Annotated in this window: 18 protein-coding genes, 8 tRNA genes and 3 rRNA genes; all 29 read right to left on the bottom strand. The window is 46.8% G+C overall.

Annotated features, from left to right (window positions below; translation table 11 throughout):
• Positions 1-29: 29 nt before the first annotated feature.
• The gene (locus H9Q78_RS08475) at positions 30-629 is read right to left on the bottom strand and encodes a nucleoside/nucleotide kinase family protein (RefSeq protein ID WP_249300952.1); all 600 of its coding nucleotides are present in this window, start codon (positions 627-629) and stop codon (positions 30-32) included.
• Between the two features lie 52 nt (positions 630-681).
• Positions 682-2,118, bottom strand: coding sequence for an aminotransferase class I/II-fold pyridoxal phosphate-dependent enzyme (locus H9Q78_RS08470; RefSeq protein ID WP_249300950.1), 1,437 nt, complete (start codon positions 2,116-2,118; stop codon positions 682-684).
• A 17-nt stretch (positions 2,119-2,135) separates the two neighbouring features.
• Entirely contained in the window at positions 2,136-2,552 is a 417-nt protein-coding gene (locus H9Q78_RS08465) for a C-GCAxxG-C-C family protein (RefSeq protein ID WP_249300948.1), read from the bottom strand.
• A complete protein-coding gene (gene yfcE, locus H9Q78_RS08460; RefSeq protein WP_249300946.1) occupies positions 2,552-3,106 on the bottom strand; it encodes a phosphodiesterase in 555 nt (184 codons plus the stop codon). The genes H9Q78_RS08465 and yfcE overlap by 1 nt, the downstream gene beginning before the upstream one ends.
• A 37-nt stretch (positions 3,107-3,143) precedes the next feature.
• On the bottom strand, positions 3,144-3,977 hold the full coding sequence (locus H9Q78_RS08455; protein WP_249300944.1) for an Mrp/NBP35 family ATP-binding protein: 834 nt from the start codon (positions 3,975-3,977) through the stop codon (positions 3,144-3,146).
• Between the two features lie 172 nt (positions 3,978-4,149).
• A complete protein-coding gene (locus tag H9Q78_RS08450) occupies positions 4,150-4,992 on the bottom strand; it encodes an MBL fold metallo-hydrolase (RefSeq protein ID WP_249300942.1) in 843 nt (280 codons plus the stop codon).
• A gap of 268 nt (positions 4,993-5,260) precedes the next feature.
• Positions 5,261-5,752: an L-2-amino-thiazoline-4-carboxylic acid hydrolase gene (locus tag H9Q78_RS08445; protein WP_249300940.1), complete on the bottom strand. Its 492-nt coding sequence runs from the start codon at positions 5,750-5,752 to the stop codon at positions 5,261-5,263.
• Between the two features lie 25 nt (positions 5,753-5,777).
• A complete protein-coding gene (locus tag H9Q78_RS08440) occupies positions 5,778-7,043 on the bottom strand; it encodes an L-cysteine desulfidase family protein (RefSeq protein WP_249300938.1) in 1,266 nt (421 codons plus the stop codon).
• Positions 7,044-7,083: 40 nt separating this feature from the next.
• A complete protein-coding gene (locus H9Q78_RS08435; RefSeq protein WP_249300936.1) occupies positions 7,084-7,806 on the bottom strand; it encodes an ABC transporter ATP-binding protein in 723 nt (240 codons plus the stop codon).
• The gene (locus H9Q78_RS08430; protein WP_249300934.1) at positions 7,793-8,593 is read right to left on the bottom strand and encodes an ABC transporter ATP-binding protein; all 801 of its coding nucleotides are present in this window, start codon (positions 8,591-8,593) and stop codon (positions 7,793-7,795) included. The genes H9Q78_RS08435 and H9Q78_RS08430 overlap by 14 nt, the downstream gene beginning before the upstream one ends.
• Positions 8,593-9,627, bottom strand: coding sequence for a branched-chain amino acid ABC transporter permease (locus tag H9Q78_RS08425; protein ID WP_249300932.1), 1,035 nt, complete (start codon positions 9,625-9,627; stop codon positions 8,593-8,595). The genes H9Q78_RS08430 and H9Q78_RS08425 overlap by 1 nt, the downstream gene beginning before the upstream one ends.
• Positions 9,627-10,505 carry a branched-chain amino acid ABC transporter permease gene (locus tag H9Q78_RS08420; RefSeq protein ID WP_147597066.1) on the bottom strand — a complete coding sequence of 293 codons (879 nt, stop codon included), beginning with the start codon at positions 10,503-10,505 and terminating at the stop codon, positions 9,627-9,629. Before H9Q78_RS08420 ends, H9Q78_RS08425 begins: the two co-directional genes overlap by 1 nt.
• Positions 10,506-10,669: 164 nt before the next feature.
• On the bottom strand, positions 10,670-11,890 hold the full coding sequence (locus tag H9Q78_RS08415) for an ABC transporter substrate-binding protein (protein WP_249300930.1): 1,221 nt from the start codon (positions 11,888-11,890) through the stop codon (positions 10,670-10,672).
• 513 nt (positions 11,891-12,403) lie between these two features.
• The gene (locus H9Q78_RS08410; protein ID WP_249300928.1) at positions 12,404-13,438 is read right to left on the bottom strand and encodes a LacI family DNA-binding transcriptional regulator; all 1,035 of its coding nucleotides are present in this window, start codon (positions 13,436-13,438) and stop codon (positions 12,404-12,406) included.
• A gap of 294 nt (positions 13,439-13,732) precedes the next feature.
• Positions 13,733-14,875, bottom strand: a complete 1,143-nt coding sequence (locus H9Q78_RS08405; protein WP_249300926.1) for a hypothetical protein — start codon at positions 14,873-14,875, stop codon at positions 13,733-13,735.
• Positions 14,876-15,224: 349 nt separating this feature from the next.
• Positions 15,225-15,297, bottom strand: a tRNA-Lys gene (locus H9Q78_RS08400).
• A 27-nt stretch (positions 15,298-15,324) separates the two neighbouring features.
• Positions 15,325-15,397: transfer RNA gene (locus tag H9Q78_RS08395), tRNA-Phe, on the bottom strand.
• A 21-nt stretch (positions 15,398-15,418) separates the two neighbouring features.
• A tRNA-Met gene (locus H9Q78_RS08390) sits at positions 15,419-15,492 on the bottom strand.
• A gap of 26 nt (positions 15,493-15,518) precedes the next feature.
• Positions 15,519-15,600, bottom strand: a tRNA-Tyr gene (locus H9Q78_RS08385).
• 6 nt (positions 15,601-15,606) lie between these two features.
• Positions 15,607-15,679: transfer RNA gene (locus tag H9Q78_RS08380), tRNA-Thr, on the bottom strand.
• A gap of 45 nt (positions 15,680-15,724) precedes the next feature.
• Positions 15,725-15,797: transfer RNA gene (locus H9Q78_RS08375), tRNA-Val, on the bottom strand.
• Between the two features lie 20 nt (positions 15,798-15,817).
• Positions 15,818-15,891 (bottom strand) — tRNA-Asp (locus H9Q78_RS08370).
• A gap of 63 nt (positions 15,892-15,954) precedes the next feature.
• Positions 15,955-18,841, bottom strand: a 23S ribosomal RNA gene (locus H9Q78_RS08365).
• A gap of 230 nt (positions 18,842-19,071) precedes the next feature.
• Positions 19,072-19,189, bottom strand: a 5S ribosomal RNA gene (gene rrf, locus H9Q78_RS08360).
• Between the two features lie 65 nt (positions 19,190-19,254).
• Positions 19,255-20,789: ribosomal RNA gene (locus tag H9Q78_RS08355) — 16S ribosomal RNA — on the bottom strand.
• The 16S, 23S and 5S rRNA genes sit together here with 8 tRNA genes alongside, the layout of an rRNA operon.
• A gap of 332 nt (positions 20,790-21,121) precedes the next feature.
• A tRNA-Ser gene (locus H9Q78_RS08350) sits at positions 21,122-21,209 on the bottom strand.
• Positions 21,210-21,281: 72 nt separating this feature from the next.
• A complete protein-coding gene (locus H9Q78_RS08345) occupies positions 21,282-21,830 on the bottom strand; it encodes a Fe-S-containing hydro-lyase (RefSeq protein WP_249300924.1) in 549 nt (182 codons plus the stop codon).
• Between the two features lie 44 nt (positions 21,831-21,874).
• Positions 21,875-22,720 carry a fumarate hydratase gene (locus tag H9Q78_RS08340; RefSeq protein ID WP_249300922.1) on the bottom strand — a complete coding sequence of 282 codons (846 nt, stop codon included), beginning with the start codon at positions 22,718-22,720 and terminating at the stop codon, positions 21,875-21,877.
• A gap of 99 nt (positions 22,721-22,819) precedes the next feature.
• Positions 22,820-25,345 (bottom strand): DNA gyrase subunit A, encoded by a 2,526-nt coding sequence (gene gyrA, locus H9Q78_RS08335; protein WP_249300920.1) that lies wholly within the window; start codon positions 25,343-25,345, stop codon positions 22,820-22,822.
• Between the last annotated feature and the right edge of the window lie 17 nt (positions 25,346-25,362).

Raw genomic sequence — 25,362 nt, 5'->3', positions numbered from 1 at the left:
TATATTCTTTCAGGAATATATAATATATTTCAGGTTAATTGTTCCAAAATTGTTGTTTTTATTTTTTTGACACAGGAATCCAAATCCTGATTTTCGAAAATTCTGTCGATTCCGCACCGATCCAGATTTTCCTTTTTAAAGTCCTCTTCATCTGCCAGAAATCTCCGGCAAAGTTCCGCGTACTGAGGCGCGGCCTGCATTCGCTCCCGTTTTACGGCACGCATGAGCCGTTCTCCCGCCTCCACATGAATATAAAGCGGTATCATCGCGCTTCTTCCCTTCCGGCCAAAATATTTCTTCGTCTTTTCATATGAATCCGGCGTGCCGATCATCACATAGTTATATTTATCCAGATCAATCTGTCCGTCATCCAGCGTAAAATAACTCCAGGGTCCGCAGGCAGTCTCATAGGTACGGCTCTCGATCAGCTTTTCTTCCGTTTCCATCCTGTTAAGAAACGCGGCGTCACGGAAAAAATACTCCCTGCCATCCTCCTCGCCGTCTCTGGGAGGCCTGGTCGTATACATTGTCACCGTCCTCAGGCCCAGCTTTTTGTCGGACACCAGCATCTTAAATACACTGTCCTTGCCACATGCGCTTTTACCCATGATATAAAATATTTTACCCATAGCAGTCCCTCCATTCACAACGCTTTTTCCTGAAGCCCGCCTGAAACCGGATTTACTCCAGGACACGGATCGTCCCGCCGCCGGAATCCTCCAGCCCGAGGATTTCAAATCCGTTCTCACTATAGCTGCTGAGTACCTCCAGCACCTCGCCGGTAATTCTTTCTCCCGGTGCCAGCACTGGAACACCCGGCGGATAGATATACGCAAATTCTCCGGAAATCTGTCCCTCACTGTCCTCTTTCCTGCACGCCCGCATCTTATTACCCTCTGTCTCGGCCGGTGCAAGCACCACCTGCGGTCTTGGAAGGAAGACAGCCTTTTTCCGGAACGGCCATCCGCTGTCTGCCGCCATTTTTTTGTCTATATCCTTAAGTGCGTTTTTCAGCCTTTTAAATGCCTGATCAGAATCTGCCACCGATGTCATCAAAATCACATATATCTCTGTGCACATTTCCGGTTGTATATGGTATTCCTCCCGGAGCAGTTCATACAGTTTTGGCCCGCTCATGGTTTCTCCCCGGATGACCAGCTTGGAAGGATCATAACAAACGCCTCCTCCAATATCTGATTCCCGTTCCGACAGCAGCCGTATGTGAGATAATTCCGTGAACGTCCTCCTGATGCCTTCCAAAGAAGACTCATACTTTATCATGGCCCTTTTTCCATCCTCGCTCCCCATATAAGAAATACAGGAATCTATGGATGCCATCAGCACGTAAGACGGGCTGGAGCTTTGATAGACCTGCAGATACCATTCAAGATCACGTTCCTTTACCATGTCCGATCTCTTATGCAGGATCGCCGTCTGAGTCAGAGAAGGAAGCGTTTTGTGAAGGCTTTCTATTACGATATCTGCCCCCGCCTCCACTGCGGAAACTGGAAATATTGATTCGCCGCTCTTTTTCCGAAAGGGCAGGTGTGCTCCATGGGCAGAATCCACAATGAGCGGTACTCCGTGAGAATGTGCCGTCTCGCTGATTTTTCGGATATCCGAGCAAATCCCCTCGTATGTAGGAGACGTCACAAACACGGCCTCTGCGTCGGGATGCTCTGAAAGAGCTTTTTCCACATCTTCCGCTGAGACGCCGCCGCACATTCCCCAATCAGAAACGGCCGGCGGGCATAAATATTCCGGTCTCAGTCCCCGGAGGAATAAAGCATGGTAGGCAGACTTATGGCAATTTCTAGCCATGAGGATTTTCCCTCTCGGTCTCACACAAGCCGATATTGCCGCCAGAATCCCTCCGCTGCTTCCGTTTACCAGAAAATAGCTTTTTTCCGCGCCATAGGTCAAAGCCGCCTGCTCCATTGCCTCCTTCAGAATCCCCTCCGGATGATGCAGATTGTCAAATCCGTCAATCTCCGTGATATCAAAAGAAAAAGGATTTTCAAAGCGGAACGTCTTCCCGTCTCTCTTATGTCCGGGCATATGAAAAGGGCAAGCATCTGTTTTTCCGTATGAAACCAGCTTATCATATAAGCCTGCCATCTGCCCATCCTCCCGGCTTAATTTTCCTCTTCGAATAAAAGTCTCTCTATGATCTCCGCAGCATCCATGATACAGCCCTCGCAGGAGCGGAGAATCTGTTTTGTCTCCACGCCTTTCAGTTCCTTGCATATGATACTCCCGTTCTTTTTCCGGAATTCCTCGGCAATCTTCTTGGAAATCTTATACGTCTTCCCTTTGCTGACCGGCCGGTTTAAATCCCCGCAGCTGTTCTTAAGACCTGCCAAAAACACAGCGCCGGATACGGCCCCGCAAGTGCCCTGCATGCCTCCCATTCCCGCACCAAAAGCCTCGCATGCCTTAAACGCGGTCTCTTCATCCATACCGACCAGGTCACAGTACGTACATGCCACTGCCTGACAGCAGTTAAATCCCTTATCATGCCGTTCCTTGGTTTCCATTACCCGTGTTTTCATTACGCATCCTCCTTCAGAGAATAAGCTCTGATTTCTTCTCCATCCATGTTCTTTATGGTAAACACTCCGTCCTCATAAATCATATAGCTGTTTTCATTTCCATTTTTAGGGATGGCAACGGAACCTGGATTCAAATAGAGATGGCCTCCGCAGTTATCCATGGCCTGTACGTGCGTATGTCCGTGGAGGATAATATCTCCCTTTTTTAGAGGCGGAAGATTTTCTTCATTGTGAATATGGCCGTGAGTCGCAAAGACCATCCGTTTATCCAGGTATAATATCATATAATCTGCCATAATCGGGAACTGAAGCACCATCTGGTCCACCTCGGCATCACAGTTTCCCCTGACACAGAGAAGCTCCTCCTTTTTTCCGTTGAGCAATGCGATCACAGCCTTAGGATCATAATCCCTGGGGAGGTCATTTCTGGGGCCGTGATACAGCAGATCTCCCAGCAGCAAAAGCTTTTCGGCCTTTTCTTCCTCATAGCGGAGCAGCATTTTTTCACAGTAGTACCTGGAACCATGGATATCTGATGCAATCATCAACTTCATTAACCGTATCCTCCTCTGTCATTTTTCTGTATTGTAACTACATTTCTTCCAGCACGCCGGCCGCTTCATCCATACAGGACCCCTCGAACTCTTCAATGAATCCCTTGTCGCAGGCTTCTGCCAGCGAAGGGTCAATGGGAATCCTCGCCAGCACCTTAAGATTATGGTAATCAGCCACCTCATCAATATGGCTCTCACCGAAAATCTGATAGGATTTCCCATTGTCAGGACATTTAAAATAAGACATATTTTCCACTAAGCCCAATACGGGAACCTTCATGAGCTCTGCCATCTTCACGGCCTTTTCCACGATCATGGATACCAGCTCCTGAGGAGAAGTCACCACAATGATACCGTCCACCGGCAGGGACTGGAACACTGTCAGCGGCACATCCCCGGTTCCCGGAGGCATATCAATAAACAAATAATCCAAATCTCCCCATATCACATCCGACCAAAACTGTTTGACCGTATTTGCTATCACAGGCCCCCGCCAGACGACGGGATCTGTATCGTTTTCCAGGATCAGATTAATGGACATGATCGGGATTCCGCTGCTGCTGCATACTGGCAGCATCCCCTGGGCCGACGCCATGGCCTTGTCCTTTATACCAAATGCTTTTGGTATGGAAGGTCCTGTAATATCCGCGTCCAAAATCCCGCATTTATATCCTTTCTTACTCATGGTAACGGTCAACAGGGAGGTCACCAGTGATTTCCCTACCCCGCCTTTTCCGCTGACAACGCCGATGACTTTTTTCACATGGCTCATTTTATGCGGCTTCACGGAAAAATCAACCTTCGCCTTATCACAGCCTTTGCAGGATTCCTTTCCGCATGTAGTACTGGAACATTTTCTCTCTTCCGCCATTTTCTTTTCCTTCTTTCTTTTTCTTCTATTTTTTGTATTATTCTTATTTTCATGTATAAATCGTATATCTTCGCTATACCGGCCCACCGTATCCGGGGGCTAGTCCATTATAGCAGACAAGAACCATTTTCATCAAGCAGAACAAATTTAGTCCGCTCCTTCTACTATACCGCTACAAAAAAATCTCACAGCCAGCTGACAAATATGAAACACGATCTCCCATCTGTTCTTTCAAAATCCCATATGCTTCCATTCCGGTGCAGTGGCAGGTATAATATCTGGTGACATTTTTTTCTCCTTCATAACATAGAAGCTTGTCCGCTACCGCCTCAACCTGGTCCTTGGGAATGGACCGTCCGTTCCCCGGCTCCATCAGGTGAAAACCGCCGATCACCACATCCGGCGCTATACCCTCAAGCTCTTTGAACCTCTCTATGATATTGACAATACCGTTGTGCGCGCATCCTGATATCAGCAGCCTCGTCCCGTCCTTCTTCCGGACAATCAGGTTCTGCTCATGGAAAAATTTGTCTTTCTGATATTCTCCATCCTTTCTTTCGAGCAGGACATCATTCGCCTCCGAGCGAAGCTCCTGTCCTGTAACGTCGGAAAAAATCGTAAGTTCTTCGTCAATATCCACGGTACCATTTATTGGATGGATTTGGGAATTTTCCCGCAAATTCTGGTCGATTCCGATATAATCGATCCCTCCTTCTCCCCGCTTTACAAAATAGGGTTCAAAGGCTTCCTCATGGAGATATACGACGGCCTTTTTATTCTGTTCCAAGAAAGCTGGCAGACCACCGCCGTGATCGTAGTGTCCATGGGAAATCACCACTGTATCGATCTTCGATACATCCACTTCCATTCTCGCAGCATTGGTAAGAAACAGACCGCTTTTCCCTGTATCAAACAAAAGCCTGTGCTTGTCCGTCTCCAGATAAAGGGACAAACCATGTTCCTTTTCCCAAAGCTCTCCGCTGCTGGTATCCTCCATTAAAGTCTTAATCACCATAAACAACAACCTCTTTTCCAATATGGTTCTATTATACTTTATTAGGCGATTAAAATCCATAGATATTCCTTTGAACACCTTTTAAACAAGCTTTCTATGTCTAATCTACAAAGCAAGAAGAAATCCTTCAGGAATGATTCCAAAAAGTATTTGGTTGTATGAAAAAAACACTCCCATGACCAGGAGCCGCTTTTAACAGACAGTTCCTGATCTGGGAGTGAATATTGCTGCTGATCTCTGATTCAGCGGCTATGTATCATAATTCAATTTATTTATGAAAATGCAGCTTACATACTTCACAGCCTTTGGCAATGGTATCTGTAAGATCCAGCTTAAGTCCCATTTCCTCAGCGATGGCTCTGTCTCCGTCCATGGCGATATCACAAAGCTTCGCGCAGGTCTCGTCATCGATACCCAGCTTCTGCCATGCGCTCAGCAGAGGACAGTAGTGGAACTCCACTTTCAGATTGTCCTCATTCAGTTCCGTTACATCCTGCTGGAATGTAGATTTACCAAGGTCATTCAGGAATGCCTTCTCAAACTGCACGCAGTTGGTCGGATCTTCACACATTGCCTTGAAATTCTTTCCATGGACATGTCCCGTTTCTGTAATCGCTTTCCGTGCAAAGGCTTCTCCGTCCGCTCCGGCTTCCACAGCAGCTTTGTAAGTCAGGCCCATCCAGGTCGCGCGGTGTTCGATGGCGCTCCTGTTGATATCCACCTTTTCGTCGTAAACCAAAGAAATATTTTTGATGCTCATTGTAGTGTCCTCCTATATTTTAATATTATTGTCCTATCATGATATTTAAAATTTCAACATCCGTAGATGCCATACCGACACGTCCCATTCTTCCCACATTCCGAATCGTAGTCTCGGCATCCTTTTCAACAAGTCCCTCGCCGCTCTGATACACTCTTCCGTCCTTAGCCAGACGGTATGCCAGCATGGCGGTGTCCACAGCGCTCCGGATCTTCGCAGCACAGGACGGCTTCGCTCCGTCGCAGACCATCCCGCCGATAGTAGCTATGGAATTTATGATGGTATTGGATATGACCTCCATCGATTCATCATACAGATATGCCACCCCACAGGCCGCGGCTGTCGCCGCGCTGGTCGCCCCGCAGTATGCGGACAAGTTTCCGATAAACCTCTTTTGATGAATCGAGATCAGATTTGCCAGGACCATTGCCCGTATGAGCTTTTCTCCTGAAACCTTAAGGTCCTTTGCATAGGTGACCACCGGCGCGGTCAGTGTGATCCCCTGATTTCCGCTCCCAGAATTGATGACAACGGGCATGGGACAGCCGCTCATCCTGGCGTCGGAACCGGCCGCCGCCAGAGCTTCCGCCCTCCGCAGCGTATCATCTCCGGACATTTTCAGACATTCGGCTCCCACGTTCACTCCCCAGGAATTCTGTACCCCTTCCTCGGCAATGGCCATGTTCATCTGTATCTGACGTTCGATGACCTCTTTGACATCATCGATTTTCACACAGTTTGCAAATTCATAGATTTCCTCCAGATTCAGCAGTTTTTTGTTTCCTGCTTCCTCTGTCACCACATCCGGCTGAGAAAAAATCACTTTTCCGTTTTTTTCAATCTTGGAGATATGATTATGCTTGGTCTTCAGTTCGACCGATGCCGTATCCGTACCACTTTTCAGCGTGCACATCACATACAGATTCTCCTCTCCCTCCTGAAGGGATACCGTACATTTCCCGGTCTTCAAAAAGGCCTCCGTCTCTTCAATATCTCTGCCTGAAACATGCTCCAGGACTTCCAGCTCTTTTTCCGCGTCACCGCCGATGATGCCCAGGACTGCTGCAGCTTCTACCCCCTTAAGACCGCCGGAATTGGGCACGGTCACACCCTTTACATTTTTGATGATGTTCCCGCTGCATGCCACGCTGACCATATCCGGCATACATCCCAACGTCTGTCTGGCCTTTGCGGCACAATAGGCGATCGCAATCGGTTCCGTGCATCCCAATGCCGGAAGCAGCTCGCTCCTAAGGATAGAAACGTAATTGTTATAGCTTGATTTGTTCATATATTTCCCTCAATTGTAACTATCTTATGTTTAGATTCTTCTAGTCATCTGCGCCAAGATACAATCTCTTGACATCTTCATTATGGAGTAATTCTATGCCTTTTCCCTGAAGGGCGATCCTTCCGTTCTGAAGCACATAGCCTCTGTCAGCAATGCTCAGAGCCATGGCGGCATTCTGCTCAATCAGCAGTACAGTCTTTCCTGTATCACGGATTTTCAGGATCAGTTCAAAGATTTCTTCTACCACGATGGGCGCAAGGCCCAAGGACGGTTCATCCAGCATGATCAGATCCGGATCCATCATCAGACCTCTGGCGATCGCCAGCATCTGCTGCTCTCCTCCCGAAAGGCTTCCGCCTCCCTGATTTCTTCTTTCCTTCAGTCTGGGGAACAAATCATACTGTTTTTCCACAAGCTCCTGGACATCTTTCTTTTTGATGTTCTGGTTCCCGATCGTCCCCAGCCACAGGTTTTCATAGACCGTCAGAGCCGGGAATATCTTCCGCCCTTCCGGAACATGGCATAAACCGTTTTTCACGATTTTATGAGACGGCACCTTACTGATGTTCTTTTCCTTAAAGAATATCTGACCCTGGTTCTTCTGCACGAGGTTAGAAATAGACATTAACATTGTCGTTTTTCCCGCTCCGTTGCTTCCGATCAGAGTGATGATCTCACCCTTATCCACTTCGATACTGGCATTTGTCAGCGCGGTAATATATCCATAATTCACTGAAAGGTTCTGAACTTTAAGCATTTCCATCTGTCATTACCTCCCCCCGTGCGATTCTGCCCTTCCCGAAGTAAGCTTCATTTACCAGCTTATCCGCCTGCACGATTTCCGGCGTACCCTCGCAGATTTTTTCCCCGAAGTTTAACACCATGATCCTGTGACAGGTCCTCATGACGAATTTCATATCATGCTCGATAACTGCCACTGTATAGCCGTCTTTGTTGATATTCTTAATGAACTCGCTGAGAGACGCCGTTTCATTTGGATTCATTCCGGCTGCCGGCTCATCCAGCAGTATGATCTTCGGGTCAGTGGCCAGGGCCCTGGCGATCTCCACCTTTCTCTGAACTCCGTATGCCAGATTCCCGGCACGAGTCCCGGCCAGATCCTGCAGACCCAGGTATTCCAGAAGTTCCATTCCTTTTTCCTGAATCAGCTTCTCATCCTCTTTATAACGCTTTGTATGAAGGATGGCGTCAGCCATCGTGGTCTTTGTCTTAATATGGAATCCGATCTTCACATTTTCCAGCACGGTCATATATTTAAACAGCTGGATATTCTGGAAGGTACGCGCCATTCCAAGTCTCGCGATCTTCTCCGGAGCAAATCCGGATATATCTTTTCCCTCCAGCACTACCTGACCTGCCGTAGGTGCATAAATCCCGGAGCAAATATTGAAAAAGGTGGTTTTTCCGGCTCCGTTGGGACCGATGATCCCAAAGATCTCACCTTTGTTGATGTTCATGTTGACTCCGTCGACGGCCTTAAGGCCGCCAAAATGCTTGCTTATATTTTTTGCTTCCAGAAGTACACTCATCAGCACACCTCCTCTTTCGTTTCCGTATCCTGTTTTACCTTCTGTTCTTTCTCTCCGGCAAGGATACTGTTGGATGCTCCTGCGATTCCCTGTGGCCTTACCCACATCACTACCAGGATCAGGAGTGCATATACCACATACCTCCAGTCACCGAAGGATCGGAGCGCCTCCGTCAGCGTATTGATGACCGTCGAGCCTACAAGTGCTCCGGACAGTGTACCTTGGCCTCCGATGATCAGCATCGCCAGCACGTTCCATCCGGTATCAAGAGTAAACAGTGTGGAATCTATGTAAGAAACGTAGGGGGCATATACAGCGCCGATCGCTCCTACCCAAAATGCTCCGTACATAAAGCTGGTGATCTTGTAGGTGCCGTTTTCCACACCAAGGGATTTCGCTGCCAGCTCATCTTCACGAATCGACATCCACGCACGGCCGATCCTGGAATTGACCACGCGGCGTGTGCAGAATAAAAAGATGATAGCCAGTACCAAAAAGATATAATAATAATGTCTCGGTCTTGAGAAAACAAAGCCAAACAGAGTCGGCGCGGGGATATCCTTGATTCCCATGGTTCCTCCCGTAAGGCCTGTCCAGTTGAGACAGACAATTCGGATGACTTCAGAAAATCCCAATGTGATGATCGCCAGATAAATACCGGACAGTCTCTTTGTGGGAAGTGCGAGCACCGCTCCGAAAATCATAGAGACGATTCCGGACAACAGAATACAAACCCACATACTGAGACCAAACTTTGTAGCTAATATGGCTTCCGTATAAGAACCAATGGCGAAGAATCCGGCAACACCCAGGCACATCTGACCGGAATAACCGTTGATAACATTCAGGGCGCCTGCCATGGTTCCATAAAACAGGATCCGGCAGAACACACCGCATATATATCCTCCCGGGAAAACCAGAGGCAGCAGAATACTGAGGACTACGCCTATCAGCAGACACAGCTTTTTATGCTTTAAAAAAGCGGAACGTATGGTATCAAGCGCTCCTGATACCGGCTTCATCAATTCCTTCATCAAGGCCTTCCTCCTTTCTTAGAAGCAAATCCCTGAGGACGGATCAAAAGTATGATGATCAAGAAAACAAAGGCAAAAATGTCACGATATGTAGCGGAAGTGACGGTAATTCCTATGTTCTCCACAAGACCGATGCACATACCGCCGACTGCTGCCAGCGGCACGCTTGTCAGTCCGCCCAGCACGCTGGCTGTGAATGCTTTCATACCGAAAGTGGAACCCATACTGGGATACAGGATGGCGTAGCTCATAGCTATCAAAAGTCCCGCTACGCCGGCCAGTCCGGAACCTATACAGTTTCCGACCATTGCGTCTCGTTTTACATTGATCCCGATCAATGCGGCAGCGCTTTTATCCTGACTGATTGCTCTCAAAGATACTCCCCAACGGGTTTTCTTAAAGATAAAAAGCAGCAGCAGCGATAAAACAACAACAGTCAGGATGATCACAATCTGAAGCCTTGAGATCTGAACCGGTCCCATAGTATAAATCTTATTGTCGATAACGTTAATCATCGGCTTTCTGGCCGCTCCGAATACGATCTGCATCAGATTCTTAAGCAGTATGCTGACTGCTATGGTACAGATCAGAGCAATATGCCTGGGGGCTTTAAAAAAGCGCTCGTAACAGACTTTATAAACAAAAATACCCACCAGCCAGGATGCCACAAACGCCGCCAAAATGCCCAACGGCAGGTTCATGCTCCCCACAAATTCAAACGCATAGTATGCCGCGAAAGCGCCCATGATTATTACTTCACCATGTGTAAATGTGACAAAACCGACGACTCCCACGATTACGGAATATCCAATAGCCATCAACGCGTAGATGGAACCCTGGCAAAGCCCGTTCACAATCTGACTAATGAAATATTGCATCCGATTACCTCCTTTTCTTTTGATGCCCCGTATGCAGGTCTGTTTCCCGTACGGGCCTTATCCTATAGGAGTACCAGAAAACATCTCCTATACGACAGGAAAGCACCCTTTCATTTACAGAACTGGTGCTTTCCTAAAATCATTTGCGTTCTGTTAAAACTCTGTCAGTCGAAATATCCGTAATCACATTTAACAACATATTCTCCATTTTCCACTGCAACTACCAGCATATCTCTGTTGGAACCGTGGAGTTCATTGAATTTTACAAGTCCGATGGGGCTGTCAAATTCAGCAGTTTCCAGATAATCTTTGATCACTGTACGATTAATTTCTGTTTTTCCGTCAGCTACCGCATTTTCAATGGCAGTTGCGATCATATAAACCGTGTTGTAAGCGCATATTGCGTGGTCGGCCGCGTCAAATCCTGCCTCCTCATAAAAGGTCTTCATGAAGCCGGATACTTTTTCATTGTCATATGTCAGTAAGGATGCCGTATTGGTCACAACGCCTTCGGAATTATCACCGGTTTGATCAACGATCTGCACTGCTGCGCCAGGCCCTAACAGCTGAATCTGAGTCTCAACTCCCGCGCTGCGAATCTGATTGATGATAGTCGCTGCGTTACTCTGGTCTACTACTACGATCACGTCAGGCTTTTCACTGCTGAGCTTAGATACGATAGAGCTGAAATTCGTTTCCGTATCCAGATAGGACTCATTGGCCAGAACTTCAACACCAAGCTCTTCATAAGCTTTCAGTAAGAATCCGTCTACCTGTGTTCCCCAGTCTGTATTCAGGTACATGATACCGACTGATTTTGCGCCCAGATAATCTTTTGTTACATGCTCTGCAGCCCAGGGGGATTCATATTCCTGAGTATGGGACATAGAGAAGAACCAATCGCTGATACCGGGAAGCTGAGAACCGGAAGCCGTAGGTGTGATCATCGGAATCTGGTATTTATCTACGATCTCCGCATCCACTACACAGCAGCTGGTAGTAAAGTCTCCAATGATCACAGAGTATTTATCATTTTCAGCGTACTGTCTCACGATATCTGCACTTTGGTTTGCATCACTGGCTGAGTCATTGCTGTCGTATGTAAGCTTATAGCCTGCAGCGCCGCCCGCCGCGTTGATCTCGTCAACGGCGATTCCAACCGCTACCTTAAAGCCGATTCCGTCTTCTGCATTCGCACCCGTCATCGGGCCGACCACGCCGATGTTGATCTCACCGGATGTATTGCTTTCCTGCTGTTCTTTGTTGTCTGCTGCTTTTGTTGTTTCCTTGGCATCTCCGCCCCCGTTTGAACATGCGGTCAGGCCAATCACCATGCTTATCGCGGCCGCCAATGCCACTACTCGCTTCATTGTCTGTTTTTTCATAGCTATACCTCTTCCTTTTACCTTTCCTTTAATCTAAGCTTTGGCGCATAATATGCGCCTATTTTTTGATTCTCATCGATTTCATATAAATAATACTTTGTTCTCTCTTTATTCCACCTCCTCTTGGCATTTTTTCAGGAACACCATATTATTGGGCATTATGTATAGTTAATCCCCAATTCATTCCTTTTTTACCGCCATTATTATGTTTCTCTTTCCCTTACCGTATAGGTACATTATAATGATATCGTTTGCATATGTCAATATAGCTTTTTTATTTTAACTATATTGCACAATTATATCCTAATTTTAATGGAAAAAAAGATTAATAATTTGTCTAATTTGCCATGTTTATGTATTATAATGTCTTTAATAAAGTTCATTTATGGCTGTTTTTATCACTGATAACGTTACCATTTTTAAATTGTCACCAGCCCTTTAAACATAAAAAAAGACAGATATGCTCTGTCATAAGATCCATATCCGCCTTTTTTATTTATATGTTATAACGCTTCAGCTGCGGCATTTTCCCGTTGATTCCCGTATGATCAATTCCGGCTCCATAATGACAATATCCGCCTTATATTCCTCGCCCAGCTCTATTTCCTCCATGATCATCTCAACAGACTTTTCCGCCATATTTTTAAGGGGCTGTCCGATGGTTGTAAGAGAAGGATATATCATATCTGTAAGTCCTATGTTATCCACACCCATAACAGATATCTCTTCTGGTATTTTTATTTTTCTTCTGTGAAGCTCTTTGATCACGCCGGAAGCCACGTTGTCATTATGAGCCCAGATCGCTGTGGGAATATCTCTGTCACTTCTTCCATCCAGAAATGCGCGCGCCGCGTCTTCCCCACTCACAAAATTGGGGACACGATAGTTAAAATCACATTCAAGCACATTTTCTTTTTTAATTTCAATTCCCTGCTCCGTCAGCTCATCCCGAAATCCAAAAAAGCGATCCTGAACGTAATGCATCCCCATGGGGCCAACGGTACACGCAATATTTTTATGATTTAAACCAGCAAGATATTTTGCCGCCATTTTTCCTGCTTTATAATTGTCAAATCGGATTCCTCCCATGCGGTTATTATTAAATGTACGTTCGTACATCACCGTGGGGACACTTATATATTCCATTAAATTATTGGACAGATTCTGCTCATCTATGGCCAAACATAATATAAGACCGTCCACATTTCTTCGCTGAAACTCATCTACCAGGGATTTTTCCAGTTCACATTCGTTATGATGAAGGCCCAGAAGCATGCTGTAGCCCTTCTCCATACAAGAACCTTCCACAAATTGGGCAAAACTAGCATATGTATAATGATTCATCTCGGGAAGAATCAGGCCAACCAGCTTACTGCTTTTAGCCCGAAGTCCATATGCGACCAGATTGGGTTTATAATTCAGCTTTTTAATAGCGCTTTCAACAATTTGTTTCGTTTTTTCATCCACTAGGTTACTCTCATTCAATACCCTGGACACCGTTGAAACAGACACTCCCGCTAAACGCGCAACGTCTTTCTGTGTAATCATGTCCCTATTGTATGATATTCTTCAGAAGCCACTCATCATACACCCCTTTCCTTTAATCTGGACCCCAAACAAGCTGACAGTCCCCGCTTGTTTTCATCCCTTTTAAATACCGGCATAGATATTCCCATTGTAAACATTCAATCCGTCCCGTTATATGAAATCTATTACAACTGTGATGGCCTCTGCAAACTTCCCCTTCAGCTGACCGCTTTCATAAACCGTTACAGCTAAAAGGTCACTTTCATCAAAAGTCGTAAAACCTATGCCGGCTATAAGTTTTTAATTAATCTACCTCTATTTCTTCTTTACTCCGCTGACTGTTTTCCCATGTTCTGAGATTGATCTTGCAACATCATACGCAATTTCTTCAATCGTCATTTCTGCATTGGGATCTTTCTTTCCTACCAGCCAATTCTTTAATTCTCCAGTAATGTAATCATAACCTCTCTTATGGAATGTAATCAAGCACATTTCGAGAAAACCGCCCGGCGTAGCGTGGTTTTTGGTGTTCTGAACCAATGTCTCTTTCTTTTCCAGCTGTGCCTCCATCTGATAAGTCTCCATGGTACCGCAAATAAGTCTGTGTGCAGCATCTCTGGGAATATTCTCCGATCCTGCAAATTTCAGTACACCATTATACCACGACTTCATAAGCATTTCCATAAATTCCAGCAGTTTTTTTTCTGCAGCTCCCTGGGAACAAGGCAATACATTCACACAGGACTCGTTGAAAATCTCCCGGAATACAGAGCGGTAGGCACTTGCCGATTCTGCAAGGGACATATTCCTGCCTATCTCTGCTTGCACATCCTGAGCGATATAATTGAATTCAAACATCAAGTGGCAGGCACATTGGCAGGCCAGAAACGGAATGGCCTTATCTCCGTCTACCATGAGAACAGTACCTGTGGGTGTCATAAACTCCAGGGCAGCTCTTTTATTTTCCTCCGGCCATATCCTCCTGGGATCAAAGGCAACAAATGAAACGCCAACTTGAGAAACGTCATATCCTTCGATATCGCTCACCATATTGGGAATCATATTCGCCGCATTCACATCACTTCCCAAAGTATCATAGAAATAGTCAACAGAAGGATCCGGCGCAAAGGAATATAAATCCGGAAGCTTCTTTTTTTCATCACGAAGCTTCTGATAATAAGGTACCAGCGTCTGCTCCGTCATATCCGCAATTTGATTCGGCTTAACTGCCAGTATAATGATATCCGGCTCCCTTTCATTTAAATGTTCCCATACATTTCCAACTACTACTGGAAAAGGGCAAATTTGCTGTTTTTCCTTTAAACCGCGCTCACTGCCCTTTATACCAATTAAATTGGTGCCGATATTCTTTCCCAGCAGTTTTTTATAACAGGGCATAATATAAGTAGCCAAATATCCCAATCCAATAATTACTATTTTCGAATCTTCTTTTTTCATAATAAACGCCTTCCTTTTCTAATATTCCGTACAAATTTCAGGTTTCCAAAATTTTCTTTTTTTCCATTATACCGTAAGGCGTGATTCTTTGCACCTTTTATCTACTTATATTGCATTTGATACAAAGAATTGAATCATAACATTTTTTATAGCAAAATAAATATGAAATCGATTGTATAACAGATTATATAATAAATATCACATATAATCAATATACTTTATATCGATTTCATTAAATAAAATTTGTTTTGTTTTCTATACAGATTCCTATCCTTTTATCTAAATAAAGCAACCGCAAAAAATAGCGGCAAATCCAATAAAATAAGGATTTTCCGCTATTATAAAGTCCTGAGCCACTGGGGATTCGAACCCCAGACAACTTGATTAAAAGTCAAGTGCTCTACCACCTGAGCTAGTGGCCCTTTTAATCTCTTATAGAAATAAGAAAATGCCCAGAGCCGGAATCGAACCAGCGACACGAGGATTTTCAGTCCTCTGCTCTACCAACTGAGCTATCTGGGCAAAGACACAAAATATGTCGAGTTGCGGGGGCAGGATTTGAACCTGCGACCTTCGGGTTATGAGCCCGACGAGCTTCCGAACTGCTCCACCCCGCGCCATTATCAATATTTAGTTGTATGAGTGGGGGAAGGTGGATTCGAACCACCGAAAGCGCTGCTAACAGATTTACAGTCTGCCCCCTTTGGCCACTCGGGAATTCCCCCATATAAAGCCGATGATCGGACTCGAACCGATAACCTGCTGATTACAAATCAGCTGCTCTGCCAATTGAGCCACATCGGCGTATAAATACGCCAACATTACAATCACCATGTTTTAAAGAAAAAGTGGGGCCTATAGGGCTCGAACCTATGACCCTCTGCTTGTAAGGCAGATGCTCTCCCAGCTGAGCTAAGACCCCTATTAAATTATGATAAATAGCGACCCGGATGGGGTTCGAACCCACGACCTCCGCCGTGACAGGGCGGCGCTCTAACCAGCTGAGCCACCGGGCCTTATTAACACATACCTTCAAAACTGCACATTGTCATCCATCTGTCAAAGCCTTCCTAAACCACCTGGACAAGCCCTCGGCCGATTAGTACTGGTCAGCTCCATACATTGCTGCACTTCCACCTCCAGCCTATCTACCTCGTCGTCTTCAAGGGGCCTTACTAGCTCTCGCTATGAGATATCTCATCTTGAGGGGGGCTTCACGCTTAGATGCCTTCAGCGTTTATCCCTTCCCGACTTGGCTACCCGGCCATGCGCTTGATGCGCAACCGGTGCACCAGAGGTCAGTCCATCCCGGTCCTCTCGTACTAAGGACAGCTCCTCTCAAATATCTTCCGCCCGCGCCGGATAGGGACCGAACTGTCTCACGACGTTCTGAACCCAGCTCGCGTACCGCTTTAATGGGCGAACAGCCCAACCCTTGGGACCTACTTCAGCCCCAGGATGCGATGAGCCGACATCGAGGTGCCAAACCACTCCGTCGATGTGAACTCTTGGGAGTGATAAGCCTGTTATCCCCAGGGTAGCTTTTATCCGTTGAGCGATGGCGTTCCCACTTAACACCACCGGATCACTAAGCCCTACTTTCGTACCTGCTCCACCCGTCGGTGTCGCAGTCAAGCTCCCTTCTGCCTTTGCACTCTTCGGATGGTTTCCGTCCATCCTGAGGGAACCTTTGGGCGCCTCCGATACTCTTTCGGAGGCGACCGCCCCAGTCAAACTCCCCGCCTGGCATTGTCCCACCGCCGGCTAACGGCGGCTGGTTAGAAACCCAATATCGCAAGGGTGGTATCCCAACAACGGCTCCAGAAGGACTGGCGTCCTCCCTTCTTCGCCTCCCACCTATCCTGTACATGCAATACCGGATCCCAGTGCCAAGCTGGAGTAAAGCTCCATGGGGTCTTTCCGTCCTGGCGCAGGTAACCAGCATCTTCACTGGTACTTCAATTTCACCGGGTGCATTGTTGAGACAGTGCCCAAATCATTACGCCTTTCGTGCGGGTCGGAACTTACCCGACAAGGAATTTCGCTACCTTAGGACCGTTATAGTTACGGCCGCCGTTTACTGGGGCTTAAGTTCAATGCTTCGCATTCGCTAACATCTCCCCTTAACCTTCCAGCACCGGGCAGGCGTCAGCCCATATACCTCACCTTTCGGTTTCGCATAGACCTGTGTTTTTGCTAAACAGTTGCTTGGGCCAATTCTCTGCGGCCTCTCTCGAGGCACCCCTTCTCCCGAAGTTACGGGGTCATTTTGCCGAGTTCCTTAACAATGCTTCTCCCGTCGGCCTTAGGATTCTCTCCTCATCCACCTGTGTCGGTTTACGGTACGGGTGCAGTATGAGCCATAGCGGCTTTTCTCGACAGCTGGTATGGAAGCTTCCCTACTTATTTTCGGTCCGCGTTACGGCTTTGGATTGCCGGACGGTTTTTCCTATCCGACTCCTCTTCCGCTTGCACCGGTCTTCTCATTCCCGGCTCTTCCTTCCCCTCTGTGTCCCCACAGTTCTGTCATACTGCAGTACAGGAATCTCAACCTGTTGTCCATCGGCTACGCCGTTAAGCCTCGCCTTAGGTCCCGACTCACCCAGGGCAGATCAGCTTTACCCTGGAAACCTTAGATATTCGGCCGGTAGGATTCTCACCTACCTCTCGCTACTCATTCCGGCATTCTCTCTTCTTGATCGTCCACAGCTCCTTCCGGTACTGCTTCTTCCTATCAAGAATGCTCCTCTACCACCCTCTTAAAGGGTCCTCGGCTTCGGTGGTGTGTTTCAGCCCCGGACATTTTCGGCGCAAGGCCTCTCGACTAGTGAGCTATTACGCACTCTTTCAATGTATGGCTGCTTCTGAGCCAACATCCTAGTTGTCTTTGAAACCTCACATCCTTTTCCACTTAACACACACTTTGGGACCTTAGCCGGAGGTCTGGGCTCTTTCCCTTTTGACTGCCCAACTTATCTCGTGCAGTCTGACTCCCGTGCAGCATCTCTATGGCATTCGGAGTTTGATATCCTTTGGTAAGCTTTGACGCCCCCGCGGGAATTCAGTGCTCTACCTCCATGAGACTAACACGAGGCTAGCCCTAAAGCTATTTCGAGGAGAACCAGCTATCTCCGGGTTCGATTGGAATTTCTCCCCTATCCACACCTCATCCCCACCCTTTTCAACGGATGTGGGTTCGGTCCTCCACGGGATTTTACTCCCGCTTCAACCTGGACATGGATAGATCACCCGGTTTCGGGTCTGCCTGTGCTGACTCAACGCCCTATTAAGACTTGGTCTCCCTTCGGCTCCGCGCTCCCCGCGCTTAACCTCGCCAGCACCGGCAACTCGCCGGACCGTTCTACAAAAAGTACGCGGTCGTGCTCATATGGCACTCCCACAGCTTGTAAACACAGGGTTTCAGGTTCTCTTTCACTCCCCTCCCGGGGTCCTTTTCACCTTTCCTTCACAGTACTATGCGCTATCGGTCACTAAGGAGTATTTAGCCTTGGGGGGTGGTCCCCCCGACTTCCCACAAGGTTTCTCGTGTCTCGTGGTACTTTGGATCCCGCTCGCTGGATTCCTATTTCGCATACGGGGCTTTCACCCTCTCTGGCTGGCTTTCCCAAAACCATTCTGCTATAGATCCTCCTCACTTATCGCGGTCCGTAACCCCTGGGTGCACGCACCCAGGTTTAGGCTCCTCCGGTTTCGCTCGCCGCTACTCCCGGAATCGACTTTTCTTTCTTTTCCTCCGGCTACTTAGATGTTTCAGTTCGCCGGGTTCCCCTCCATACGTTATGGATTGGCGTATGGATACTGGAGGGCTCCTCCAGTGGGTCTCCCCATTCAGACATCCATGGATCAATGGATATTTGCTCCTCCCCATGGCTTTTCGCAGCTTATCGCGTCTTTCTTCGGCTCTTAGTGCCAAGGCATCCACCCTGCGCTCTTTCTCGCTTGACCAGGTTTTCCCTCACAGGTAGCGTCCCGTGAGCCTGGCTTAGGTTTTTGCTTTGTTTTGAAATTGAATTGGTTTAAATCATTTCAATTTTTGATGTCTTTTCCAATGTGCAGTTTTCAAGGTACATGCGACTGAATTCTTTATCAGTCATTAAAAACCAAAAATTTTTTGATTTTTAATCACTGGTAAAAACCAGTATATATATAAACAGCTTTCGCTGATTATTTACAAATTCTGGCACCCACCTGCTCTCCCATGCCGTCTCCAGCATAGTACCATCGGCCGTTCAAGTCTTAACCTTCGTGTTCGGGATGGGTACGGGTGTTTCCCCTGAACGTATCGGCACCAGAAATATTCAGTTCTCTCCTCGATCCCTGAACAGCATATTCCAACTCCCTTACTTCTTCTTCCTTAGAAAGGAGGTGATCCAGCCGCACCTTCCGATACGGCTACCTTGTTACGACTTCACCCCAGTTATCGGTCCCGCCTTCGGCAGCTCCCTCCTCTCGGTTGGGTCACTGACTTCGGGCGTTACTGACTCCCATGGTGTGACGGGCGGTGTGTACAAGACCCGGGAACGTATTCACCGCGGCATTCTGATCCGCGATTACTAGCGATTCCAGCTTCATGTAGTCGAGTTGCAGACTACAATCCGAACTGAGACGTTATTTTTGGGATTCGCTCCACCTCGCGGCTTCGCTTCCCTCTGTTTACGCCATTGTAGCACGTGTGTAGCCCAAATCATAAGGGGCATGATGATTTGACGTCATCCCCACCTTCCTCCGGGTTATCCCCGGCAGTCTCCCTAGAGTGCCCAGCTTCACCTGCTGGCTACTAAGGACAAGGGTTGCGCTCGTTGCGGGACTTAACCCAACATCTCACGACACGAGCTGACGACAACCATGCACCACCTGTCTCCTCTGTCCCGAAGGAAAGGGAACGTTACTTCCCGGTCAGAGGGATGTCAAGACTTGGTAAGGTTCTTCGCGTTGCTTCGAATTAAACCACATGCTCCACCGCTTGTGCGGGTCCCCGTCAATTCCTTTGAGTTTCATTCTTGCGAACGTACTCCCCAGGTGGAATACTTACTGCGTTTGCTGCGGCACCGAGGGGCTTTGCCCCCCGACACCTAGTATTCATCGTTTACGGCGTGGACTACCAGGGTATCTAATCCTGTTTGCTCCCCACGCTTTCGAGCCTCAGTGTCAGTTACAGTCCAGCAGGCCGCCTTCGCCACCGGTGTTCCTCCTAATATCTACGCATTTCACCGCTACACTAGGAATTCCGCCTGCCTCTCCTGCACTCCAGCCTGGCAGTTCCAAAAGCAATCCGCGGGGTTAAGCCCCGGGTTTTCACTTCTGGCTTGCCATGCCACCTACGCTCCCTTTACACCCAGTAAATCCGGATAACGCTTGCCCCCTACGTATTACCGCGGCTGCTGGCACGTAGTTAGCCGGGGCTTCTTAGTCAGGTACTGTCATCTTCTTCCCTGCTGATAGGGCTTTACGTACCGAAATACTTCTTCACCCACGCGGCGTCGCTGCATCAGGGTTTCCCCCATTGTGCAATATTCCCCACTGCTGCCTCCCGTAGGAGTTTGGGCCGTGTCTCAGTCCCAATGTGGCCGGTCACCCTCTCAGGTCGGCTACCGATCGTCGCCTTGGTGGGCCTTTACCTCACCAACTAGCTAATCGGACGCGGGTCCATCTCATACCACCTCGGTTTTTCACACTCGGCCATGCGGCCATGTGCGCTCATGCGGCATTAGCAGCCATTTCTAGCTGTTATTCCCCTGTATGAGGCAGGTTACCCACGCGTTACTCACCCGTCCGCCGCTCAGTCACAGAATGGGTCCTCCCGAAAGATTCCCCTCTCTGTGCTTCGCTCGACTTGCATGTGTTAAGCACGCCGCCAGCGTTCATCCTGAGCCAGGATCGAACTCTCATGTTCTGATCTCTTGGTCTTAAGATAAGCTCTAGCTTTTCTTTATCCCATTTACTTACTTTTAAGGTCGATGCTCTCGCATCGGTTCTCTGAAACTTCTTTTTTAAGAATTTTCAGGGGTTGGAATATACTGTTCAGTTATCAAGGTACTGTGTCTCGCTGCGTTAGCGACAACTTCTATAGGATACCATAGCCGCCGCTTCCTGTCAACTATTTTTTTCTTTTTCTTCCATCGCTTTTTCGCGGTGGAATTTTAATATACCATATACGCCTATTTTTGTCAATATTTTTCATAAAAAATGACAAAAAAATAATGGCACTGGTTAATGGAAACGGAGCGGAGAAAGAGGGATTTGAACCCTCGCGCCGGTTGCCCGACCTACACCCTTAGCAGGGGCGCCTCTTCGGCCTCTTGAGTATTTCTCCGAACTTATTATTTCCATATGACACGCCATATGACGCATAGCTTAGTATACTAGAGAACCACTTTCTTGTCAATCATTTTTTATAATCTTTTACCGCAGTTTCATACAAATTCCGACCTGCTGAATCAATTACAACTATTGCGGGTAAATTCTTTACTGTAAGCTTCCGGATGGCTTCTGTTCCCAGATCCTCATATGCCAGTATTTCAGAATCGGTTATACATTTGGACAGAAGTGCGCCTGCCCCGCCAACTGCTGCAAAATAGACGGCGCCATTCCTAACAATCGCCTCTTGTACTTCTTTTGATCTTTTGCCTTTTCCTATCATCCCTTTTAATCCCATATCTAAAAGAGTAGGAGTATATTTATCCATACGGCTGGCTGTGGTAGGTCCTGCTGAACCTATGGGACATCCTTCTTTGGCGGGAGACGGGCCCATATAATAGATCACATTGTCTTTCATGGAAAGAGGCAGTTCTTTTCCCTCCATTATGGTCTCATACATTCTTTTGTGAGCGGCGTCCCTTGCCGTATAAATAGTACCGGTTATGTAAACATAATCTCCTGACCTCAGTTCTTCTATTTCCTCTTTTTTTAAAGGAGCGCTTATATATCTGTCCATATTATTTTCCTCTCCATTTGTATCGTTATTTTATCCCTGCTAATTTATCCGATGACTCTCGTTACATGGCGGTTCACATGGCAGCAAATATTTACCGCCACCGGAAGGCCAGCTATATGAGTCGCATAAGTTTCAATGTTTACGGCAAGCGCCGTGACTCTTCCTCCAAGTCCGCCCGGTCCTATTCCAAGATCATTTATCTTTTCCAGCAGTTCTTCCTCCAGCTCCCTTACATAAGGGATGGGGGAATGTTCCAATACATTTCTAGTAAGAGCTTTTTTTGCCATATACGCACATTTTTCAAAGGTTCCCCCGATACCGACCCCAACTACCATAGGAGGACAAGCATTTGGACCGGCTTCCTCTACCGCTGATAATACGGCTGTCTTTACTCCCTCTATGCCGTCTGCCGGCTTCAGCATAAAAATCCGGCTCATATTTTCGCTTCCAAAACCTTTTGGCGCCACTGTCATCTCTATTTTATCTCCCGGTATTATTTCATAATGAATAACAGCCGGTGTATTATCCTTTGTATTCTCTCTTATCAGTGGATCCCCTACCACAGATTTTCGAAGGAATCCTTCCACATATCCACGGCGTACACCTTCATTCACCGCTTCATCCACAGAGATTCCCTCAATATGCACATCTTGTCCTATTTTCATAAACACTACTGCCATACCTGTATCCTGGCAGATGGGTATTTCTTCTTTTCCGGCGATCTCCAAATTTTCTTTTAACTGTCCCAATACTCTCTTACCCACAGGTGATTCTTCTTTTTCTGACGATCTATTAAAAATTTCTTTCATATCAGGAGATAACTGCAGGTTAGCTTCCATACACATTTCTTTAAGATTACTTATGATTTCATCTGTATGAATAATTCTCATTTCCATTTCCTCCGCATAACTTTTATTTTGTTAATAAAACAGGCTGCCGCAATTCATCCATGCGGATATCACCACGTCAGCCATGTTTTATAATATTATTTATTCTGTATCTTTTTTCTCTTCCTGCAGCTCAAGAGAAGTCTGTATTTCCTCTTCTTTGTTTTCTTCATCCATATTGTTCGGATCTTCTCTCACTTTAGCGATGCTGGCCACAGAAATTTCCTCATCGTCAATGTTGATAAGCTTTACTCCAGAAGTGATTCTTCCCAGCGTGGAGATATCTTCCACGTTTATACGTATGATGATTCCCTCCGTTGTAATGATCATAATTTCCTGATCTGCCTTTACCACCTTTGCTCCTACTATGGATCCTGTCTTATTATTGATCTTATAGCATTTTACGCCTTTTCCGCCGCGCAGCTGAGGAGTGAACTCTTCCAGAAGTGTCCGTTTCCCCATTCCATTTTCAGATACAATCAGCAGAGCCTCTCCCTGGGTATCCATCTGCATGCCGATCACTTGATCGTTTTTGCTTAATTTCATACCGATCACACCCATGGAAGTTCGTCCGGTAGGCCTTACATCCGTTTCATGGAACCGGATACACTGTCCTTCTTTGGTCACCAGTATGATATCTTTTTTATTGTTAGTGGATTTTACCTCTATAAGCTCGTCATCTTCCCGCAGATTAATTGCCTGAAGGCCTGACTTTCTGATGTTCTGATATTCCGTGATAGAGGTCTTTTTTACCATTCCGTTTTTCGTCGCCATGAACAGATAACGGCCCTCTTCATATTCCCTGATGGGAATAATCGCCGTCACTCTCTCCCCAGGAAGCAGCTGAAGCAGATTTACAATGGCAGTCCCTCTCGCCGTCCTGCTCGCCTCCGGAATTTCATAGGTCTTCAGCCTGTATACTTTACCTTTATTCGTAAAGAACATGATATAATGATGGGTCGTGGTCATCATGAGGTCTTCAATATAATCTTCCTCAATTGTCTGCATCCCCTTGATGCCCTTTCCGCCCCTATGCTGTGCCTTGAAATTGTTCTCTGACATTCTCTTGATATAGCCCAGGTTTGTCATTGCAATCACTGTATTTTCATCAGCGATCAAGTCTTCCATGGACATATCAAATTCATCAAATCCAATGGATGTTTTTCTGTCATCTCCATATTTAGCAGAAATAATTAATATTTCTTCTCTAATTACTGCCAGAAGCTTATTCTCATCCGCCAGGATGGCCTTTAATTCCGCTATGCGAATCTCCAGCTCTTTATATTCATTTTCAATCTTTTCCCGTTCCAGTCCTGTAAGCGCGCGCAGACGCATGTCCACGATAGCCTGTGCCTGTGCATCGCTTAGACCAAAACGTTCGATCAAATTACTTTTTGCATCCTGTGTATTTTTAGAAGCACGGATTATTTTTATGACCTCATCGATATTATCCAACGCAATGAGCAGGCCCTCCAGAATATGGGCCCTTTCTTCTGCCTTGTTTAAATCATATTTGGTCCTTCTTGTTACAACCTCTTCCTGATGTCTTAAATAGAATCTAAGCATCTCCAGAAGATTCATAACCTTTGGCTCATTGTTCACAAGAGCCAGCATGATCACACCGAAACTGTCCTGAAGCTGCGTATGTTTAAATAACTGATTTAGGATAATATTGGGATTCACATCTCTCCGAAGCTCAATGCAGATCCGCATTCCTGTCCTGTCCGACTCATCCCTCAAATCGGTTATCCCATCTATTTTTTTGTCCCGTACAAGCTCCGCAATCTTTTCTATCAGACGAGCTTTATTCACCATATAGGGAAGCTCTGTCACAATGATGCGATGCTTTCCATTCTGCATCGGTTCAATATCTGTTACAGCACGTACACGTATTTTTCCGCGTCCTGTCCTGTACGCGTCCTCGATTCCAGTCCTTCCAAGAATCTGGGCTCCCGTAGGGAAATCCGGTCCTTTTACGATTTCCAGGATTTCTTCCATCCCGGTCTCTCTGTTTTCCTGAATCCGATTATCAATAATCTTTACAACGGCTCCGATAATTTCTCTGAGGTTATGGGGAGGAATATTGGTGGCCATGCCTACTGCTATTCCTGATGTTCCGTTTACAAGAAGATTGGGAAATCTGGCCGGGAGTACGGCCGGTTCTTTTTCCGTATCATCAAAGTTGGGAATAAAATCAACGGTATCTTTTCCAATGTCCGCAAGCATTTCTATGGATATTTTGCTGAGCCTTGCTTCCGTATAACGCATGGCTGCAGCTCCGTCACCGTCCACGGAACCAAAGTTTCCGTGTCCGTCCACGAGCGGATATCTGGTAGACCATTCCTGAGCCATATTCACCAGTGCTCCATAGATGGAGCTGTCGCCATGGGGATGATATTTACCCATGGTATCACCGACAATACGCGCACATTTTCTGTGGGGCTTGTCAGGGCCGTTGTTAAGCTCGATCATGGCATAGAGGACTCGCCGCTGTACCGGCTTAAGTCCATCTCTTACATCAGGAAGTGCACGGGCGGCTATAACGCTCATGGCATAATCGATGTAAGATTTTTCCATGGTCTTCTGCAGGTCGACGTCATGGATTTTATCGAAAATCGTGCTGTCCATTTATTGTTCCTCCATCT

Origin of the sequence: Qiania dongpingensis (assembly GCF_014337195.1) — a bacterium.
GTDB lineage: Bacteria > Bacillota > Clostridia > Lachnospirales > Lachnospiraceae > Lientehia > Lientehia dongpingensis.
The sequence above is the reverse complement of the archived record's forward strand: the minus strand, read 5'-3'. Positions and strand labels throughout refer to the sequence as shown.